Origin of the sequence: Streptomyces caniferus (assembly GCF_009811555.1) — a bacterium.
GTDB classification, from domain to species: Bacteria; Actinomycetota; Actinomycetes; order Streptomycetales; family Streptomycetaceae; genus Streptomyces; species Streptomyces caniferus.
In genome coordinates, this window is the sequence record NZ_BLIN01000005.1 from 379745 (window position 1) to 399026 (window position 19282).

The 19282-nt window shown below is 68.5% G+C and carries 16 protein-coding genes; 12 read left to right on the forward strand and 4 right to left on the reverse strand.

The features are described from left to right. Position 1: 1 nt before the first annotated feature. From Scani_RS18420 to Scani_RS18430, 3 genes are read right to left on the reverse strand one after another with little or no spacing between them, the layout of a single operon-like run. Positions 2 to 1432 carry a hypothetical protein gene (locus Scani_RS18420; RefSeq protein WP_159477420.1) on the reverse strand — a complete coding sequence of 477 codons (1431 nt, stop codon included), beginning with the start codon at positions 1430 to 1432 and terminating at the stop codon, positions 2 to 4. Next, entirely contained in the window at positions 1429 to 2499 is a 1071-nt protein-coding gene (locus tag Scani_RS18425) for a WXG100 family type VII secretion target (RefSeq protein ID WP_159477423.1), read from the reverse strand. Before Scani_RS18425 ends, Scani_RS18420 begins: the two co-directional genes overlap by 4 nt. Then, positions 2496 to 2825 (reverse strand): hypothetical protein, encoded by a 330-nt coding sequence (locus tag Scani_RS18430; protein ID WP_246295985.1) that lies wholly within the window; start codon positions 2823 to 2825, stop codon positions 2496 to 2498. The genes Scani_RS18425 and Scani_RS18430 overlap by 4 nt, the downstream gene beginning before the upstream one ends. Before the next feature lie 463 nt (positions 2826 to 3288). On the opposite strand from Scani_RS18430, the gene Scani_RS18435 reads away from it, so the two are divergent. The 7 genes from Scani_RS18435 to Scani_RS18460 all read left to right on the forward strand — a co-directional run bounded on the left by Scani_RS18435 (position 3289) and on the right by Scani_RS18460 (position 10080). Further along, positions 3289 to 4098, forward strand: a complete 810-nt coding sequence (locus tag Scani_RS18435; RefSeq protein WP_159477426.1) for an SDR family NAD(P)-dependent oxidoreductase — start codon at positions 3289 to 3291, stop codon at positions 4096 to 4098. A gap of 44 nt (positions 4099 to 4142) precedes the next feature. Then, positions 4143 to 4220, forward strand: coding sequence for a hypothetical protein (locus Scani_RS42415; RefSeq protein WP_486388691.1), 78 nt, complete (start codon positions 4143 to 4145; stop codon positions 4218 to 4220). A 57-nt stretch (positions 4221 to 4277) separates the two neighbouring features. Then, complete coding sequence (locus Scani_RS18440; protein ID WP_159477429.1) at positions 4278 to 5054, forward strand: GNAT family N-acetyltransferase; 777 nt, start codon at positions 4278 to 4280, stop codon at positions 5052 to 5054. A gap of 28 nt (positions 5055 to 5082) precedes the next feature. Then, positions 5083 to 5457: a hypothetical protein gene (locus Scani_RS18445; protein WP_159477432.1), complete on the forward strand. Its 375-nt coding sequence runs from the start codon at positions 5083 to 5085 to the stop codon at positions 5455 to 5457. A 203-nt stretch (positions 5458 to 5660) separates the two neighbouring features. Continuing rightward, on the forward strand, positions 5661 to 7631 hold the full coding sequence (locus tag Scani_RS18450) for an APC family permease (RefSeq protein WP_159477435.1): 1971 nt from the start codon (positions 5661 to 5663) through the stop codon (positions 7629 to 7631). Between the two features lie 107 nt (positions 7632 to 7738). Next, entirely contained in the window at positions 7739 to 8284 is a 546-nt protein-coding gene (locus Scani_RS18455; protein WP_159477438.1) for a hypothetical protein, read from the forward strand. 230 nt (positions 8285 to 8514) lie between these two features. Further along, positions 8515 to 10080 carry a Na+/H+ antiporter gene (locus tag Scani_RS18460; RefSeq protein WP_159477441.1) on the forward strand — a complete coding sequence of 522 codons (1566 nt, stop codon included), beginning with the start codon at positions 8515 to 8517 and terminating at the stop codon, positions 10078 to 10080. Positions 10081 to 10652: 572 nt separating this feature from the next. Here the strand turns inward: Scani_RS18460 and Scani_RS18465 are convergent. Further along, positions 10653 to 13289, reverse strand: coding sequence for a sensor histidine kinase (locus tag Scani_RS18465; RefSeq protein WP_159477444.1), 2637 nt, complete (start codon positions 13287 to 13289; stop codon positions 10653 to 10655). Positions 13290 to 13727: 438 nt separating this feature from the next. Between Scani_RS18465 and Scani_RS18470 the strand changes: the two genes are divergently transcribed. From Scani_RS18470 to kdpC, 5 genes are all read left to right on the forward strand, one after another. Then, entirely contained in the window at positions 13728 to 14258 is a 531-nt protein-coding gene (locus Scani_RS18470) for a universal stress protein (RefSeq protein ID WP_159477449.1), read from the forward strand. Positions 14259 to 14679: 421 nt separating this feature from the next. Beyond that, positions 14680 to 14769 (forward strand): K(+)-transporting ATPase subunit F, encoded by a 90-nt coding sequence (kdpF, locus tag Scani_RS18475; protein WP_033264828.1) that lies wholly within the window; start codon positions 14680 to 14682, stop codon positions 14767 to 14769. A gap of 9 nt (positions 14770 to 14778) precedes the next feature. Continuing rightward, positions 14779 to 16443 (forward strand): potassium-transporting ATPase subunit KdpA, encoded by a 1665-nt coding sequence (gene kdpA / locus Scani_RS18480; protein WP_159477452.1) that lies wholly within the window; start codon positions 14779 to 14781, stop codon positions 16441 to 16443. Next, positions 16440 to 18575, forward strand: coding sequence for a potassium-transporting ATPase subunit KdpB (gene kdpB, locus Scani_RS18485; RefSeq protein WP_159477455.1), 2136 nt, complete (start codon positions 16440 to 16442; stop codon positions 18573 to 18575). The genes kdpA and kdpB overlap by 4 nt, the downstream gene beginning before the upstream one ends. A gap of 5 nt (positions 18576 to 18580) precedes the next feature. After that, a complete protein-coding gene (kdpC, locus tag Scani_RS18490) occupies positions 18581 to 19192 on the forward strand; it encodes a potassium-transporting ATPase subunit KdpC (RefSeq protein ID WP_159477458.1) in 612 nt (203 codons plus the stop codon). The last annotated feature ends 90 nt before the right edge of the window (positions 19193 to 19282 follow it).

Below are 19282 nucleotides of genomic sequence, written 5' to 3' on the forward strand. Positions count from 1 at the left end.
TTCAGGGCTGCGGAACAGTGCCTGCTTCCTCCCTGCCACCGGTTTCGCGTGCCAGGCGTCGCAGGAAGACCATGCGCCGACGCAGGATCGTCATAAGCCCCGCCGCCGGGCCTGCCACGGCGGTGACGAAGCACATGCCGAGCACTGGCCCGCCGTCGTAGTCGACCCCCGCGACGATCAGACAGAGGGCAAGAAAGCCCAGGCCGAACCCGTACATTCCCGGTCCGTGCACGGCCGGCTGCCACAGCGCGTACGGTCCCACCGCTCGCAACGGACGGGCGTCCGGGCCGGTCAGCGCGGCCGACTCGCCCTGCGGGAGGCCGGCATCGCTTCCCGGGGGCGTCAGCCCGTAGACATACCGGTCGTCGTCGAGGACCAGCAGGGCCGCGACGGACCGGTCCGATGGCTCCTCCGGGGCCGGTGCCCAGTAGAGCCACCCGGACCGGCCTTCGAGGGCTCCGGTGAGGGCCTGTGGGTCGAGGCACCGGTCGATGAACAGGTCACGGGTGCCATCGGGCGACGACAGACGCACAGCGGGATGCAGACGGGAAGCGGGCTCGGGGTTCTCGTGGTGAGAGGAGCGGGACGCCTTTCGCGGGTCGGGTGACGTCACGCATTGCCCGGCTGCCCCACCTGCGACATCCACCCGCAGCCTGCGCGCCGGACGGTCACCGAGCACAGTCTTGGGCGTCATCGGTTCCGCCCCGGCCTTGGCCCCGGACCTGACGAGCACGAGGAACATGCCGAGGGGGATGGCTTCGAAGAGGGCCAACATCCCCATCTCACCCGGTGAGGCGGGGCCTCCCAGAAGGGAGGCGAGGTGCCGACGGGGGGTCAGGATGATGCCCAGGGAGGGGGCGTCCGGAGCGTAGAGACCACTCAGCCGGTCCCCGATCGACCAGTTGCCGGATGAGGACTTGGCTTCCCCGTCCAGGCGCAGAGCTTTGCTGTGCTCACCGGGGGCGGGCGCCTCGACGGTGACCGCGTAGGTGTAGGTCGTGCCGGTCTTGGATTGATTCCGGTGTTTGTGGTGGATCTGCGTGATCGTGACAGGCGCATAGCGGTGGTCATGCTGGGTAATGGCGGTCAGTCGCGGGGTGTTCTCTCCAGCCGAAATACCGAGCAGGAAGAAGGGGCCGAACAAGCCCCAGACCGCGAGGAAGATGCACATACCTCGCAGTGGCGGCCACCACCGTCGCCCCATCTTCAGCCCGAACGCCGGCGGTACGAGCCCTCCCAACCGGGAATGCCACCGTCCGGTTGCCCGCAGCCACCACGCCAGAAAAGCCACCGCCGAGAACGCCAGGCAGGCCAGCAGATCCCAGCGCGGAAACGGTGCGATCTTCCGGACCAGCAGACAGAGCAGAAACGCCGCGGCACCGGCCCAGGCCAGCGCCGACGCCGCAGCGGTTCCAAGATCTCGCTCCCTCACCCGAAAACGTCCTTCACCGATCTCTTTTGCAACCCTTGTGGTGGCGCGGTGGCTTCGCTCTTCTTCTCGTCGTCGAGGGCATCGTGAATCGGTTTGGCGATGGCTCCTCCACCGCCGTAGATGATTCCCTGTGTCGGCCCCTCGACCGAGAAGTGCGGCCCCCGGCCGGATGGCACGTGTGTATTCACTCCGTGGACGGCAGCCCCGCCCGCGCCTCCGGTGGCTCCATTGACGAGGGCATCCCAGCCCATTTCGACGTCTGTGTCGCCGCGGAGCTTCCTGACGCCGTCCACAGCCAGACCGCCGGAGGCGCTGCCGACACCGCCTCCCACCATATCGGCGAGCAATCCCGAGCCACCCTTGCCCAGCGCTTTGCCGCCCGCCGTCGCGAGCATCCCCGGTCCCGTGCCGACGAGTGACGACAGCCCGCCCTGCCAGACCGCGTCGCCCAGATCGGTCTCCTGGCCGGTGAGGGCGTTGGTGATGACCGTGCCGCCGGTGTTGCTGGTCCAGTTGACCAGGACGTTCTTCAGGAAGCGGTGCTCTTTCGCCAGTCGGGAGATGGTTTTGAACGCCGCTCCGACCTTCCGCAGAATCGTGCCCAGCGTCTTGGCGAGTTTGGCTGCCTTGGTGGCCAGCTGGGCGGCTCGGGCGGCCCCCGCGGCCGCCGAGAAACCCATGGTCAGGAATGACAGGCCAACGGATATTCCGATGGAGATGCCGATCTCCAGGTAGATCTCGTGGATCTGGGCGTTGATGTCCTCGATGGTGTCCGCGGCCTCATCGAGGCTTTTTGCCGCCTCGGGCAATTGGGGCAGCGTCTTGCTCATCGCCGTATCGAGGCTCTTCCAGTGCTCGGCGAATGCGGCCGCCGCCGGGCCGCGCCAGTGGGACTCCAGGGTCCGCTGCACCTCGCGGTCCATGTCCCGGAACATGGTCTGGAGGTTGTCGTGAAGGTCCCGCCAGCCCTTCGCGGCCGAGCGCAATACGTCTGGTTCACCGCCGGGATTGATGATCTCCAGGCCGGCCTCGTAGACCTGCTCCGCCACCGACTCGTCACCGCTCATGCCTGACGCCCCTGGTGGAAGCCGGTCGCGAGGGACTCGTCGGTCGTCGTGGCGTTGTGCTGAACCTGGCGCAACCCATCAGCGATGTGGTCCAGATGCTTGTGCAGGGCCTGCAGCGACTCAACCATGTCGGTGGACATCTCGATATAGGCAGAGGTGACTTCCTCGGATTCGGTGAGCACACCGAATCCGTCGTGGATCACCTCGGAGTCGGTCTTGGCCCGGAATTCCTTGAGATAGCTCTCCAGATCGGCCCCATAGGTTTCGAAGCTTTTCGCCAACTGCGAAAGTGCCGCCGCATCGACTAACGATTCACCCTTGGCCATGTGTTCCCCCTTTCGTACCGACACCCGACAATGACATGGCGTCAAGAGTGCCGTGGCAAGCGAGTCTAGGATCACGCTGCGCCACCCGAAGACCGGTGGTGATCCTTCTTGTCGAATCCTTTATGGCACAGCAGTTGGGCTCTTCATCCGTCCAAGGCGCAGCTCATCAGGGGTGCGTCAAGAGGCGCGCGGAACTCTTGAAGACGGGTGCGGCATTGCCTTTGATGGTGCTGTGAACAGCGCATGGCTTCTTCTCGACCGTCCGCCTCATCCGGCGGGTCCATGTCGTGCGTCGCGCTGCCCGGAGAGTTCCGCCGCCATCTGAGCCGTCTCCCGGATCCCAACGGGGCGCCCTGAGCTGACGACCGGGTGCCCCATTTTCGTACCCGCATACCGCCGCCCCGGAGGGGCCGGCTCGGTGCGCTACAGCCTTTTCCCATTGACTCCCTTCTTGGAATGGACCATGTCCGTCTTCGACCTTTCCTCCCGTACCGTCCTGGTGACCGGCGCGACCGCCGGCATCGGCTTCGAAACCGCCCGGCAGCTCGCCGAACGTGGCGCCACTGTCCTCGTGCACGGCCGTACCGCCCAGGAGGCGCAGGCCGCCACCGACAGGCTCATCGCCACCGCGGGTATCGACGGCGCCCAACTATGTGGATTCGACGCGGACTTCACGTACCTGGAGGAGGTCGAGGCGATGGCTCGGCGCGTCCTCGTCGAGCACCCCCGCCTGGACGTTCTGGTCAACAACGCCGGCATGGCCGCCCCCGAGCGGCACACCCTCACCACGGACGGCAACGAGATCGCCTTTCAGGTCAACTTCCTTGCCCACTACCTGCTGACCTGCCTCTTGGAGCCTGCACTCACCAGCGAACGCGGCGGCCGCGTCGTCAATGTGTCCTCGTCGCTGCACCGGACCGCGTCCATCCAGTGGAGCGACCCGCACCGTGCCCGCCGCTACTCCCGGCTCGCCGCCTACGCCCAGTCGCAGCTCGCGCTCACCGTCTTCGCCGCCGATCCGAGGGTGACTGCCGTCTCCGTCCACCCGGGGGTCTGCGAGACGGATCTGCTGTCGCTCTACGCGGTCAGCGGTGCGACCGCAGCAGAGGGCGCCACCTCTGTCGTACGTCTCTGCGACCCGGCCACCGAAATCGTCAACGGCGCCTACTACGACGGTGACCAGCGCGTCGAACCCGCTCAGGCCGCCACCGAGGACCGCACCGTCAAGCGCCTCACCAAGCTCGCCGACCAGCTGGTCGGCTACCACGCCTGAAGGATCACCAGGCGTTCTCCCGACGGCGAAAGGACCGTACGCCCGTGTCCAAGCGTTCCCGCAAGTTGAAGGCCCGCCACGAGAAGAAGGCGAACCACGGCAGCACGGCCGGAGCGCGCTGACCCGCCGAGCGGGGTGGCCCCTTCCGGGCCACCCCGCGACCACCACAAGGAGCCTCCTTGATCAAACTCTCCCCCGCACAGCTTCCGGATCTCCTGCCCTGGTTCCTGGGCGGCCCGCCCGGGATGACAGCGCTGGCTGAACATGCGCTGGCCCCGGGTGCCGGAGACTGGTGGGCCGACCGTGCCGTCGCCCCCCGCACCGTCGTCGTGGCCTGCGCCGGCCATCTCCTCCTCCGCGGCGACCCGACCGCCCTGCCTCCGCTCGCCCTCGCTCCCTTCGCCGCGCACCATGTGCAGGCCCCGGCCCGCTTCCTTCCTCTGCTGAGCAGCGCCTTCGATCTGCTCGTGCCCTGGGAGCGGATGACCTACGTGCATCGGGTCTCCGTGCCGTCTCCGCGTCCGCTCCACGGTGTGACGGTGCGCCGGCTGGCCCTGGGGGACGAGACCGCGCTCGCCGCGCTGGGACCCGAGTCGGCGTGGATTCAAGCCAGTTGGGGTAGCCCGTCGGGTCTGGCCGCGTCCGGTCACGGCTGGGCGGCCTTCGCCAAGGACCGTGTGCTCGCCGTGGCGTGTACCTACTTCCGCGGCACCACCTATGAGGACGTCGCCTGCGTCACCGTCCCCGATCACCGCCGCCAGCGCCTCGCACTGGCCTGCGTCACCGCCCTGTGCCAGGACATCGCCGCCCGCGGTCACACCCCGAGCTGGACGTGCTCCCGCGACAACCGCCCAAGTCGGCTCGCTGCCTGGACCGCCGGCTTCCGCTTGGAGCACGAGCATGTCCACTACCTCACCGGACAACCGGCCCGCCATGTCGCCGGCCTCACCGTCTGAACCCCTCCCCCGGCAACGAGGAGTCGCCATGAAGCCGCACCGTAACCCCCTCGCCGCGGTGAAGATCCTCAACGGCGCCCACGAACTGACCGTCCACGACTTGAAACGGCAGGAGAACTGCTTCGTCGTCCAGTACACGATCGCGCCGCCCCTGCCGAACGCCGCCGATGACACCCCCGTGCTCCTGGCCCTTGAGGCCATGGACGACGTCGGCAACGAGTACTTCGACTGGGGCGGCGCCTACGGAGCCGCAGACGACGGCACACACACCAACGGCAGTATCTCCGCCCGGCCCGCCCTGGCGGCCAAGGCGTATGAGATCCATCTGCGGCTCAGCTTCCTTCGGAGCGGCGAGGAACACCCGTGTCATCTGATGCTGCGCACCTCGGCCACCAAGCCCTGACAGTCGGCCCCGTTCTCAGGACCGGCCCGAGCTCGCTGGACGTTTCGCCGCCCCGCCGTGCCCCCGGCGCGCTGACCCACCGTTCCGGGGACACGAGGCCGGCATACTGACGAACACGATGGCGAAAATGCCATGCCTGCGTACCCTGACGTGGCCATCGCGCCGATGGCTGCACTCTTTTCGCGGTACGACAGGAGCACACGATGGCCGCCACCGTCCCTGCCGGTGCTTCCTCCCGGGCCACGGCGCGGCAGCGCCTGCACGCCTGGATGCTGGAAGGCCTGTCCGATATGGCCAAGCATCAGAAAGGGGCGCACACCGGGCCGGTGAGCTCCCACCCGGGGCAGCGCTGGTGGCGGGTGATGTGCCTGACCGGTGTCGACTACTTCTCCACCCTCGGCTACCAGCCGGGCATCGCCGCCCTGGCGGCCGGGCTGCTGTCCCCGATCGCCACCATCGTCCTGGTCCTCGTGACGCTCGCCGGGGCGCTGCCGGTCTACCGGCGGGTGGCGAAGGAGAGCCCGCACGGCCAGGGCTCGATCGCCATGCTGGAGCGCCTGCTCTCCTTCTGGAAAGGCAAGCTTTTCGTCCTGACCCTGCTGGGCTTCGCCGCCACCGACTTCCTCATCACCATCACCCTCTCGGCCGCCGACGCCGCCACCCACCTCGTGGAAAATCCGCACGTCAGCAGCGCCCTGCACCACCAGCAGATGCTGATCACCCTGATCCTGATCGCCCTGCTCGGCGCGGTGTTCCTCAAGGGCTTCCTGGAGGCGATCGGGGTGGCCGTCGTCCTCGTCGCCCTCTATCTCGGCCTGAATGTGGCCGTGGTCGTCGCCGGACTGTGGCATCTGGTCACCGCTCCGCATGTCGTCACCGACTGGTCCCGGGCACTGACCGCCGAACACGGCAGCCCGCTGGCGATGGTCGGCGTGGCCCTGCTGGTCTTCCCGAAGCTGGCGCTGGGCCTGTCCGGCTTCGAAACCGGCGTGGCGGTGATGCCGCATATCGAAGGCGACCCCGGTGACACCGAGGAGCGCCCCACCGGACGTATCCGCGGCGCGAAGAAACTCCTCACCACCTCCGCCGTGATCATGAGCGTCTTCCTCATCATCACCAGCTTCATCACCACCGTGCTCATCCCGGAACCGGCGTTCCAGCCCGGCGGCTCGGCCAACGGCCGCGCCCTCGCCTATCTGGCCCACGAGTACCTGGGCTCCGCCTTCGGCACGGTCTACGACGTCTCCACCATCGCCATCCTCTGGTTCGCCGGCGCCTCGGCCATGGCCGGCCTGCTGAACCTGATGCCGCAGTACCTGCCGCGCTACGGGATGGCGCCCCACTGGGCGCGGGCGGTCCGCCCGATGGTGCTGGTCTTCACCCTGGTCGCCTTCCTGGTCACCTGGATCTTCAACGCCGACGTGGACGCCCAGGGCGGCGCCTACGCCACCGGCGTCCTGGTCCTGATCAGCTCCGCCGCGATCGCCGTGACCATCGCCGCCCGGCGGGCCCGGGAACGCGGCTGGACGATCGGCTTCGCCGCGATCTCGCTGGTGTTCCTCTACACCACCGTGACGAACGTCATCGAGCGCCCCGACGGCGTCAAGATCGGCGCCTGCTTCATCGCCGGCATCATCCTGGTCTCGTTCCTCTCCCGCCTCGCCCGCGCCTTCGAGCTACGCGTGACCAGCGTCGTACTCGACGAGAAGGCCGAACGGTTCATCCGCGACACCGCCCACCGCAAGATCCGCTTCATCGCGAACGAGCCCGACCAGCGTGATGTGGCCGAGTACCGCGACAAACTTCAGCAGATCCGTACGGACAACGACCTCCCCGCTTCCGAGGACTTCATCTTCGTCGAGGTCACCGTCGGCGACCCCTCCGAGTTCGAGAGCGAACTACGGGTACGCGGTGAGGTCCTGCACGGCCGCTACCGCGTGCTCTGCCTGGAGAGTTCCACCATCTCCAACGCGCTGGCCGCCCTGCTGCTGCACGCCCGCGACCTGACCGGACAGCGGCCGCACATCTACTTCGAGTGGACCGAAGGCAGCCCCTTCGCCCAGTTCCTCCGTTTCTTCCTCTTCGGCCAGGGCGAAGTCGCCCCGGTCACCCGCGAAGTCCTCCGCGAGGCCGAACCGAACCGCGACCGCCGCCCCCGCGTTCATGTCGGCTGAACGCGGGCACCGCTCCACGCCAAGGGTGCGTCAAAGACACCCGACACGGCATCAGGGAAACGTCGGGAGAATCAGCGCCCGCACGCATCCCGCCTAATCTCTGCGGCATGGGACGGCGAACCGCTCCCGCCACGGCGACGCACGCCGGACGGCCGGACACAGCCGTCGACCGTCACTGGCGTACGGATGCGCGGCGCGCCCTCCAGTACTCCCTGGCGTTCGTCGGTCTGATCATGCTGCTCGACTGGGGCGCCGGTGCACTCACGCTGCCCCGTGCCGTGCTCTGGACCGTGCTCGGGGCCGGCGTCCTCGCCGTCCTTCTGCCGACGCGCGTGACGGCAGGCGACGGGTGGCTGGCCGTACGCGGCCTCATGGGCGAGCGCCGGGTACGTACCGATGCGCTGGTCGCCGTGCGGCTTTACGGCAGCGTCGCCGTGCACCTCGTCCTACGGGACGCCTCCGGACGGTGGCTGGCATTGGACCGCCGGGTTCTGGACACCAATCCGCTCCTCTGGCACCGGCTCGACACCGGAATCCGCCGCTCCCTCCATCGCGGCACGCTGCGGCACGGGACGCGTGTGCTCCAGGAACTGGCGGACCGGATCGACGGGCAGGAGGCACGCGCGGTCCTGGAGGTTTCCGGGTTGCGGTAAGCCCTCCTGCGAGCGCTGGCCGAGGCAGGCAGGGGCGCCTTGGCGGGCCCGGGTCCCAGGTCTCTTGGTGCCGGGCCGCGAGGGCGACGCCGTGCAGGCCGATCTGCCACAGCCCGGGTGTCAGGGCTGTGGCAGCAACCCGACAACACCCGGTAAGTTGCCTTGCGGAGTGCCGGGAAGTCTGGTCGGCGGCGGTTCAGCCATGGCCGAAACCATCGAGAGATGAGTACGTGACCGACCTTACTGCCCTCCTCCTTCTCGTCGTGTTCGCCACCTTGGTGGCCACCGGAGCCCGGCACTGGCGCATTCCCGCTCCCTCGCTGCTGGTCGTAGGGGGTGTGCTCATCGGGCTGCTGCCCCAGATTCCGGACGTCCAAGTGGCTCCCGACGTGATCAGCGTCGTCGTGCTGCCGCCGCTGCTGTACGCGTCCGCCGAGGAGATCCCCTGGCGCGAACTGCGCCTGGTGTGGCGGCCGGTCACCGTTCTCGCCTTCGGGCTGGTGCTGGCCACCGCTGCGGCCGTGGGGGCCGTGGCGTCCGCGGTCACCCCTCTCACCACCACCATGGCATGCGTCCTGGGCGCGGTGCTGGCCAGCACCGACCCGGTTGCCGTGACGGCCCTCGGGCGCAAGATCGCGTTACCGCCTCGCATCCAGGTGCTCGTCCAGTCCGAGAGCCTTTTCAACGACGCCACCAGCCTGGTCCTCTTCAAGGTCGCGGTGGGGACCGCCATAGCGGCCCATGCGGTCTCGCTTCCGGCGGCCGGCGGACAGTTCCTGGTGCTGGGCGGAGGAGGGGTGCTGGTCGGTGGCGCGGTAGCGGGCGTAGTGGCGCTGATCCGGCGGCGGACCGAGGACCCGACCCTGGAGACGGTGATCGCCCTGGTGACGCCGTACGCCGCTTACGTCCTCGGCGAGGACCTGCACACCTCTGGCGTAACCGCGGTCGTGGTCGCGGGAGTGGCGCTCGGCAGCACCGGCCACAAGCTCACCAACGCCACCATCCGTCTGCAAGTGCACGCCGTCTACGGCACGGTGGTCTTCCTCTTGGAGAGCGTCGTCTTCGCTCTCATCGGCCTCGAACTACCCGCACTCGTACGCCAGTTGAACTCTGACGAACGCGGCTGGCCACTCGGCGTACTGGCGGTGGCTGCCACGGTGATCGCCGTACGGCTCCTCGGGGTCCTCCCCCTCTCCGCCGTCATGCAGCGCCGCCGTGGCAATGGCACGGTCACCTGGCGCATCCCCGCGGTGGTCTCCTGGGCCGGCACCCGTGGCGTGATGCCGCTCGCCGCGGCGCTGTCCATCCCCTTGACCGCTGACAACGGCAGCCCGCTGCCGCACCGCTCGCTGATCCTGGTCCTGACCACCGGCGTCGTCGTCTTCACTCTCGTACTGCAGGGCTTCACCCTGGCCCCGGTCGTCCGCTGGTCCAAGATCGCCCTACAGCCGGAACACACCGCCCGCGAAGAGGCCCGTGCCCGCGCCGGACTCGCCAAGGCCGGCTTGGACTGTCTGGACGAACTGGAAGCTGTCGAGGCCGCGCCGGCCACCCTCGTCAACCAGCTGCGCCGCGGCCTGCTGGCCCGGCTCGACCAGGCCGACGCCGACCAGGAAGATGACACCGCCACTCCGTTCTCCGCCGCCACGGGCTACCGGGAACTGCGCCGCACCGTGATAGCCGCCGAAACCGCACAACTCCAGCGCCTGTACGCGGACAACCACATCAGCGACCTCACCCGCCGCCGGCTGCAACGCCGGCTGGACCTCGAAGACGCCGGACTCGGCGACGAATGAGCTCGGGCAACCGCTGTGTCACGCCCGCATCAGTGGCGATGTGCGGGTGATGGCTGCCCGGTAGGACCGGGTAGGAACGGTCACCGCGAGAACGGCCCGTCGGGCGTCGCGCGGCCGGAGTTACGCGTTATCGCGCCCCGGCCCAGCGCCGCCCCCCGGTGCTTGCCGGGCCCTTCAGAACCGGTCCGGGAACTTGACGGCGAGCACAAGAAGCCCGATCAATGATGCCGCCACCAGCAGCCCTACTACGCGCTCCACACTCATGACGGCACCGCCGGCGTCTTGTCTCCGCACATCAGGAACCTCCACGCGTCTCTGCCCGCACCTGTCCACTCCACCGTGGCGGCCCACCCGATGGCATGCGTATGTCGCTGCCGGTTCCTAACGGAATTCCAACAGCGGATGCACTCGATCGGCCCACATCCGCGTGTGCTCCCGTCTGGAACACATCAAGAACACTGACGGCCACCCCCTTGAGAACAAGCCAGGCAGCGGAGGCCGGAGGAGTCGGGCTCCGTACACGCCCTGCGCGCGGTCCCTGCACAACTGTCCGCGGCCGGCACGCGGCTCGCTCAGGGATACGTCTCAGGCCGCCTGCGTACTGTGCGGGCTTCCTGCCCGGCGGGTACCGCTACCGGAACGGTTGCGGCCGGCAGGGAGACGACCATCGTCAGGCCGCCTCCGGGGGTGTCCTCGGGGGTAAGGGTGCCGCCCATAGCCTCCGTGAGGCCACGGGAGAGCGCGAGGCCGAGCCCGAGGCCAGTGGTGTTGTCGGTGTCCCCGAGTCGCTGGAAGGGCTCGAACGCCCTCTCCCAGTCGGCTAGTTGAATACCGGGCCCGCGGTCGATGATCCGCAGTTCCACGCGCCCGGCCAGTGCGCTGGCGCCGATCGTGACCGGGCGCCCGGCGGGCGAATGCCGCACGGCGTTGGACACCAGGTTGGCGATGACGCGTTCCAGCAGCGGTGGGTCCGCGAGTACGTCGGGAACGGTCTCCAGCCCGTGGGTGACCGCGTGTACGTGCGCCTGTGGTGGTGAGTCGGGAAGGGTGTCCAGGGCGGTGGGAAGGACCTCGGCGAGCGCGATGGGTTCCAGGCGGAGCGTCAGGGCGCCCGCTTGGAGTCTGCTCATGTCGAGGAGGTTGTCGACCAGGCGGCTGAGCTTGGCCAGGGACTCCTCGGCGGTGGCCAGAAGTTCTTCGCGATCCTCGGGCGAGAAGTCCACCTCGTGACTGCGCAGTGAGCTGACCGCGGCCCAGCAGCCGGCCAGGGGCGTCCGCAGGTCGTGTCCGACCGCGGCGAGGAGTGCGGTACGCATGCGGTTGGCAGCCTTGACCGGCTCGACCTCGGCGGCTGCCTCGGCGAGCCGGGCGCGCTCCACGGCGGCGGTCAGATGCGCGGCGAAGGCGGTGAGCACGCGGTGCTCGGAGGCGGACAGCCGGCGCCCACTGAGCACCAGGACGCTATCGCCTCCTATTGCGATCTTGGTTTCGTGTTCCGGCGCCGGATCGCTCACGGCACCCGAGTCCCGCTCCCCCTCTCGGGGCCGCAGCCGGATGCTCTCCATACCGAAGGTCTCGCGGGTCCGTTCCAGTAGTCCGGATACGGCACGGTCCCCGCGCAAGATGTCACCCGCCAACGAGGTCAGGGTCTCGGCTTCCGCGGTCGCCCGCGCGGCCCGCCGGTTCAGGCGCAACGAGCGGTCGACGATTGCTGCGACGGTGACGGCGACGGTGGTGAAGGCGGCCTGGGCGACGACGATATTGGCTTCGGCAAAGGTGAGGTGGTCGAGGGGAGGGATGAAGTAGTGGTTCAACAGCAGCGAGGTCGTCACGGATGCGAGCAGTGCGGAGACCACGCCACCGATGCAGGCCACACCCAGCACCGTGAGCAGGAAGAGCAGGGCCTCGCTGGTGAGGTTGAGCGCGAGGGGCTCGGAGACCGCCCGCAGGAGCACGGTCAGCAGCACGGGCAGTACGAGTCCGGCCACCGGTCCGGCCACGCGGCGCGAGCGCGGCAGACCAGGGCCCGGGCCTGCCCCTCTCCTCCCCTGACCGGCATGCTCGTGAGCGACCGTGTGGACATCGATATCGCCCGACAGCTCCACCACGGTCGCACCCACGCCGCGGGGCGTCAGCAGCCGCCGCAGCCTGCCCCGGCGGCTTGCGCCGATGACGAGTTGGGTGGCGTTCTGGGCGCGGGCGAAGTCCAGCAGGGCGAGGGGCACATCGCCGCCGACCACGGAGTGGTAGCTGCCGCCGAGGCTCTCCACCAACTGCCGCTGCCCTGCCAGCGCGGCGGGAGACGAATCGGCGAGGCCGTCGCTACGGGTGATGTGGACGGCCAGCAGATCCCCGCCGGAGACGGGGGTCCCTCCTGCCCGGTCGGAGTTGAGAGCGCGGGGGAGGTCCACGATCCGTGCGGCGCGGCGGATCAGGGTCGCGCCTTCCGGGCCGCCGGTGAGCGCGACCACCACACGTTCCCGGGTCTCCCACAAGCGGCCGATACCGTGCTCGTGCCGGTACTTGCGCAGCGCTTCATCCACCCGGCCCGCCACCCACAGCAGCGCCAGCTCCCGCAGCGCGGTGAGGTTGCCGACCCTGAAGTAGTGGGACAGCGCCGCGTCGACCTTCTCGGGCGGGTAGATGTTCCCGTGCGCCATACGGCGGCGCAGCCCCTCCGCCGGCAGATCCACCAGCTCGATCTGGTCCGCCCGGCGGACGACCTCGTCGGGCACGGTCTCGTACTGCGGCACCCCGGTGATCTTCTCGACCACATCGCTGAGCGAGTCCAGGTGCTGGATATTCAGGGTGGCAACCACGTCGATCCCGGCAGCGAGGAGTTCTTCGACGTCCTGCCACCGTTTGGTGTTGCGGCAGCCCGGCGCGTTGGTGTGGGCGAGTTCGTCGATGAGGGCCACCTGCGGTCGCAGCGCCAGCACCAGGTCGAGGTCGAGTTCGGTGATGTCCGTACCTCGATGCCCGCAGGGCACTCCCGGCAGTACGTCGAGACCTTCGAGCATGGCCTCGGTGACGGGACGGTGGTGGCACTCGACGAAGGCCACCACCACCTTCGTGCCGCGCATGAACCGGCGCCGGCCCTCGTCCAGCATCCGGTAGGTCTTGCCCACCCCGGGGGCAGCCCCGAGAAAGACCTTCAGCCTGCCGGGCCGCGAGCCCGGCCCAACAGTCGTCGCGCTGCCCCACGCCATCACGTACTCCTTCACGGGCCCCACTACGGAAACGGGTGCTTCTCTTCTGGAAAGCGGCATGCCGGGCGGCACCGCGGAGGGCATCTGACGACAGGTCCTGCGACGTGGCAGTCGTGGCACCGTGGCGTGCGGCATTCTCCTGAGCATCGTCACTTCCCACCGGCAAATGCTGCCCCAGAGCGCGAAGACGTTGACGCAACTCTGACTCGTTGGCAGGCGCCGGGTCGGCCCCTTCCCGGTCTGGGTGAAGCCCACCCATGGAGGGCAGTCGTCCGCTCCGCCTGCTGTTGCCCGACGCCGTCATGAGGCCATCAGGGTCCGCCGTGCCCACGTAAGGGAACCGCCAACGAGGCTCGACCGCTCCACCAGCGGCATTTCGATGGAGCGAGACACAGGCCGCGGGGCACGAACGCGGCACGGGACAAGGAGCGTGGCCTCATGGGCGGACCCGAAGAGCGACGGCGCGTGGTGGTCGGCGTGAGTGGTTCGCTGGGAAGCCTGACAGCGCTGCACCGGGCCGCCGCCGAGGCTCGCGCTTCCGGGGCCGCATTGCGGACCGTGCTGGCCTGGGAGCCCCCCGGCGGCGAAATCTCCCACCGCGGTGGGCCGTGCCCGGCGCCGATGGCCGCCTGGCGCCGGATGGCGTGCGAGCGTCTGCTGAGCGCGCTGGAGGACGCCTTCGGGAACACCGAACCCGGGATTCCGCTGGAGCCCCTGGTCGTGCTCGGGAAGCCCGGGAGGGCCCTGCTGGCGGCCGCCGACCGGCCCGACGACCTTCTGGTGGTCGGTGCCGGAGCCCGCAGCAGGCTGCGCCGGGCCATGTGGCCCTCTGTCTCCCGGTTCTGCGTCGCCCGCTCCTGCTGCCCCGTACTGACCGTGCCGCCCTCTCCCCTGCGCCAGGCGCTCGATGCCGTACACCGCCGCAATACGTGGAAGCTCCCGCTCGACATGCGGGAGTTGGCGGACTGACCGGCGTGTGCGGCGCGCGGCATCCCTCGATCGAGGCCGCGCCGTCATCTACCGGCCGCTGCGCGCCCGCATCGCAGTGGTTGCCGCGCCCACCGGCCCTCTCGCGCAGCGGCTCATCGACGTGCCGGCAGGGTGCCGCTTGGCGCACGGCACCCGGCTCGGGCAACTCCGCTTGAACGGGCTCCGGTCCGATCCCTGGGCAGGTTGCCTCATGAGCGTTAGGGATCCGTCAATGCCGCGGTAGTGGCCGTAAGGACCGCGTCAACGAGGGGCGAGAACGAGCCACCGGCGCGATTCCCTCTCCTGGTCCGCCCAACCGAACCTCTCTTCAGGAGCTCACGATGGCCGATGTGGCCTTCGTCGTCACCACGATCGCGGTCTTCGCGCTGGTGGCCCTTGTCGCCAAGGGGGTGACGAAGCTGTGACCGCCGAAAACATCGTCGGCCTGGTCGTGGCCGTCGCCCTGCTGGGTTATCTCGTCCTCGCGCTTGTGTTCCCGGAGAGGTTCTGAGCCACCGATATGAACCCTGTTCTTGCTGACGTGCTCCAGGTCACCGCGCTCATCGCCGCGCTCGCCCTGGTGCACCGCCCGCTCGGCGACTACATGGCCGCCGTCTACTCCTCCCCCAAGCACCTGCGCGTAGAGAAGTGGATCTACCGCAGCGTGGGTGCCAACCCGGACGCGGCGATGCGCTGGCCCGCCTACCTTCGCGGCATTCTCATATTCTCCGCGGTCAGCGTGCTCTTCCTGTACGTGATGCAGCGCGTGCAGGACACGCTGCCGCTGTCGCTGGGCTTCAAGCCGATCGCCCCGGACCAGGCGTTCAACACGGCCGCTTCCTTCATCTCCAACACCAACTGGCAGTCGTACTCCGGTGAGGTGGCCATGAGCCATGTCACCCAGACCGCTGGTCTGGCCGTGCAGAACTTCGTCTCGGCGGCGGTCGGGATGGCGGTCGCGGTGGCGCTGGTGCGCGGCTTCGCCCGCTCGCGCACCGGTGATCTGGGCAACTTCTGGTCCGATCTTGTGCGCGGCACCGTCCGCATCCTGATCCCGCTCTCCATGATCGCCGCGATCGTCCTGGTCGCATGCGGTGCGATCCAGAACTTCGGCGACATCCACCACATCACCACCCTCGCTGGTGACAAGCAGGCCCTCAGCCCCGGCGCGGTGGCTTCCCAGGAGGCCATCAAGGACCTGGGAACCAACGGTGGCGGATACTTCAACGCCAACTCCGCGCACCCCTTCGAGAGTCCCAACGGCCTCTCGAACCTGCTGGAGATCTTCCTGTTGCTGGTGATCCCCTTCTCGATGCCGCGGACCTTCGGCAAGCTGGTGGGTTCGCTCAAGCAGGGTTACGCGATCGTCGCCGCCATGAGCGTCATCTGGTTCGCCGCTGTCATCGCCGTGACCTGGCTGGAGTACGCCCACCCGGGTACCGCCTCGCAGCTCGCGGGCGGTGCGATGGAAGGCAAGGAGCAGCGGTTCGGCGAGGGCGCCTCGTCGCTCTTCTCCGTCTCCACGACCATGACCTCCACCGGCGCGGTCAACTCCTTCCACGATTCGTTCAGCGGCCTCTCCGGCGGCGTACTGCTGCTGGGCATGATGCTCGGCGAGATCACGCCCGGCGGTGTGGGATCCGGCCTCTACGGCATGCTGATCATGGCGATCATCGCGGTGTTCATCGCCGGCCTGATGGTGGGCCGCACGCCCGAGTACCTGGGCAAGAAGATCGGCAGCCGCGAGATCAAGCTCGCCGCCTGCTACATCCTGATCACCCCGGCGCTGGTGCTGATCGGCACGGCGCTCGCCATGGCGCTGCCGGACGGCAAGGAGGCCATGACCAACATCGGGGCGCACGGCTTCTCCGAGGTCCTCTACGCCTACACGTCGGGCTCGAACAACAACGGGTCGGCCTTCGCCGGCTTCGGTGCCAATACGCCGTTCTTCAACATCAGCATCGGGCTGTGCATGCTGCTCGGCCGCTTCCTTCCGATGGTGTTCGTGCTCGCCCTGGCCGGCTCGCTCGCCGAGCAGAAGCCGGTCCCGGAGACCGCGGGCACCCTGCGTACCGAGAAGCCGCTCTTCGCCGGGCTGCTCGTCGGCACAGTCCTGATCATCACCGGCCTGACCTTCTTCCCTGCACTCGCTCTGGGCCCGCTCGCCGAGGGGATGACGTCATGACCGCCGACACACAGAAGCACGAGGACGAGATGTCCACGGTTACTCCGACCCGGGCGCCACACAGCGACGTACCCACCGGGCACAAGGATGACGGGCGGGTGGGCGCCGGCCTGTTCGACCCGAAGCAACTGGTGCAGTCGCTGCCCGACGCCTTCCGCAAGCTCGACCCGCGGGTGATGGTCAAGTCCCCCGTGATGTTCGTGGTACTCGTCGGCTCGGTGGTGACCACCGTGCTCGCGCTCAAGGATCCCGGCAACTGGTTCGGCTGGGTCATCGCCGTCTGGCTCTGGCTGACCGTCGTCTTCGCCAACCTGGCCGAGGCGGTCGCCGAGGGCCGCGGCAAGGCGCAGGCCGACACCCTGCGCAAGGCCAAGACCGACACCGTCGCACGCCGTCTCAACGGTGACGCGGAGGAGCAGGTCCCCGGCACCGAACTGCGCATCGGCGACCTTGTCGTCTGCGAAGCCGGCGACATCATTCCCGGTGACGGCGATGTCGTCGAAGGTGTGGCGTCGGTGGACGAGTCGGCGATCACCGGTGAATCGGCGCCGGTCATCCGGGAATCGGGCGGTGACCGCTCCGCGGTGACCGGCGGGACGAAGGTGCTCTCCGACCGTATCGTCATCAAGATCACGACGAAGCCCGGCGAGACCTTCATCGACCGGATGATCAACCTCGTCGAGGGCGCCGCCCGGCAGAAGACGCCCAACGAGATCGCGCTGAACATCCTGCTCTCCTCGCTCACCATCGTCTTCCTGCTGGCCGTCGTCACACTGAAGCCGTTCGCCCTCTATGCGGGCGCGGACAAGCAGACGTCGCTGATCGTGCTGACCGCGCTGCTGGTCTGCCTGATCCCGACGACGATCGGCGCCCTTCTGTCGGCCATCGGCATCGCCGGCATGGACCGGCTCGTCCAGCGCAACGTCCTCGCCATGTCAGGAAGGGCCGTCGAGGCGGCCGGAGACGTTTCGACGCTGCTGCTGGACAAGACCGGCACGATCACTCTCGGAAACCGTCAGGCATCCGAGTTCGTCCCCGTACGCGGCACGGCGGAGGCCGAAGTGGCGGACGCCGCCCAGCTCTCCTCGCTGGCAGACGAGACGCCCGAGGGCCGCTCGATCGTCGTCCTGGCCAAGGAGAAGTACGGGCTGCGCGAGCGGCACCAGGGCGAGCTGGTGGACGCGGAATGGGTGCCGTTCACCGCCCAGACCCGGATGTCGGGGGTGGACGTCGACGGCCGCAAGGTCCGTAAGGGCGCGTCCGGTTCGGTCATCGCCTGGGTTCAGGAGCATGGCGGCACGGTCGCCGACGACGCCGACACCCTGAGCAACGCCATCTCGCAGGCCGGTGGCACGCCGCTGCTGGTGGCCGTCGAGGACGACAAGGGCGCCCGCGTCCTGGGCGTCATCCACCTCAAGGACGTCGTCAAGGAGGGCATGCGGGAGCGGTTCGACGAGCTGCGCCGGATGGGCATCAAGACCGTCATGATCACGGGCGACAACCCGCTGACGGCCAAGGCCATCGCTGACGAGGCGGGTGTGGACGACTTCCTCGCGGAGGCCACGCCCGAGGACAAGATGGCCCTCATCAAGCGCGAACAGGCCGGCGGCAAGCTCGTCGCGATGACCGGCGACGGTACGAACGACGCCCCGGCACTGGCCCAGGCGGACGTCGGCGTGGCGATGAACACCGGTACGTCGGCCGCCAAGGAGGCCGGCAACATGGTCGACCTCGACTCCAACCCGACCAAGCTCATCGAGATCGTCGAGATCGGCAAGCAACTGCTGATCACGCGTGGAGCGCTGACCACCTTCTCGATCGCCAACGACGTCGCGAAGTACTTCGCGATCATCCCGGCGATGTTCTCGGTGGCCTACCCGGGCCTGGACAAGCTCAACATCATGGGCCTGGCCTCACCGGAGTCCGCGATCCTCTCGGCGGTCATCTTCAACGCGCTGATCATCATCGCGCTGGTGCCGCTCGCCCTCAAGGGAGTGCAGTACCGGCCGATGAGCGCCGACAAGATGCTGCGGCGCAACCTCGGCATCTACGGCCTGGGCGGGCTGATCGCCCCGTTCATCGGCATCAAGATCATTGACCTGCTCATCTCTGTGATCCCCGGAATCGGATGACCGCCATGAACAACTCCGTAGCAAGCACCCTCCGCCTGGCCTGGGCATCGCTGCGCATCCTGCTGGTCCTCACGGTCGTGTGCGGCGTCATCTATCCGCTGGTCGTCACGGGCATCGCACAGGGGCTCTTCCACGACAAGGCCAACGGCTCCGAGGTGACGGTCGACGGCAAGGTCGTGGGCTCCGAACTGATCGGTCAGAGCTGGAACATCAAGGGCACGGACAAGCCCGATCCCACATGGTTCCAGGGCCGCCCGTCCCACAGCAAGTACGACCCGATGGCCACCGGCTCCAGCCAGCTCGGAGCCAGCGATCCCACGCTGGTCAAGGACGTGAAGGCGGCGAAGGAGCAGGTCGCCGAGTTCAACGGCGTGCCGCAGTCCGAGGTCCCCAAGGACGCGGTCACCGGTTCGGCCTCCGCCATCGACCCCGGCATCTCGCCCGATTACGCCGAGATCCAGGTCAAGCGCGTGGCCCAGCACAACGGGCTGAGCGTGGCGCAAATCGAAAAGCTGGTGAAGGACAACACCGACGGCCGTACCGCTGGGTTCCTCGGTGAGCCCGCGGTGAACGTCCTGAAGCTCAACATCGCGGTCAAGGAACTGGCGCGGAGGTGAGTGGCCGTGTCGCGGGGGCCGGCACGGCGGGGCCGGCCACCCGCGACACCCCACGCAACATTCAGAAGGGGGAGACGAACGAGGACCCGG

Coding starts and splice junctions, on each gene's coding strand:
- Scani_RS18425 (WP_159477423.1), bottom strand. CDS start 2,499: ATGAGCGGTGACGAGTCGGTGGCGGAGCAGGTCTACGAGGCCGGCCTG.
- Scani_RS18430 (WP_246295985.1), bottom strand. CDS start 2,825: ATGGCCAAGGGTGAATCGTTAGTCGATGCGGCGGCACTTTCGCAGTTG.
- Scani_RS18435 (WP_159477426.1), top strand. CDS start 3,289: ATGTCCGTCTTCGACCTTTCCTCCCGTACCGTCCTGGTGACCGGCGCG.
- Scani_RS18445 (WP_159477432.1), top strand. CDS start 5,083: ATGAAGCCGCACCGTAACCCCCTCGCCGCGGTGAAGATCCTCAACGGC.
- Scani_RS18450 (WP_159477435.1), top strand. CDS start 5,661: ATGGCCGCCACCGTCCCTGCCGGTGCTTCCTCCCGGGCCACGGCGCGG.
- Scani_RS18455 (WP_159477438.1), top strand. CDS start 7,739: ATGGGACGGCGAACCGCTCCCGCCACGGCGACGCACGCCGGACGGCCG.
- Scani_RS18465 (WP_159477444.1), bottom strand. CDS start 13,289: ATGGCGTGGGGCAGCGCGACGACTGTTGGGCCGGGCTCGCGGCCCGGC.
- Scani_RS18470 (WP_159477449.1), top strand. CDS start 13,728: ATGGGCGGACCCGAAGAGCGACGGCGCGTGGTGGTCGGCGTGAGTGGT.
- kdpA (WP_159477452.1), top strand. CDS start 14,779: ATGAACCCTGTTCTTGCTGACGTGCTCCAGGTCACCGCGCTCATCGCC.
- kdpB (WP_159477455.1), top strand. CDS start 16,440: ATGACCGCCGACACACAGAAGCACGAGGACGAGATGTCCACGGTTACT.
- kdpC (WP_159477458.1), top strand. CDS start 18,581: ATGAACAACTCCGTAGCAAGCACCCTCCGCCTGGCCTGGGCATCGCTG.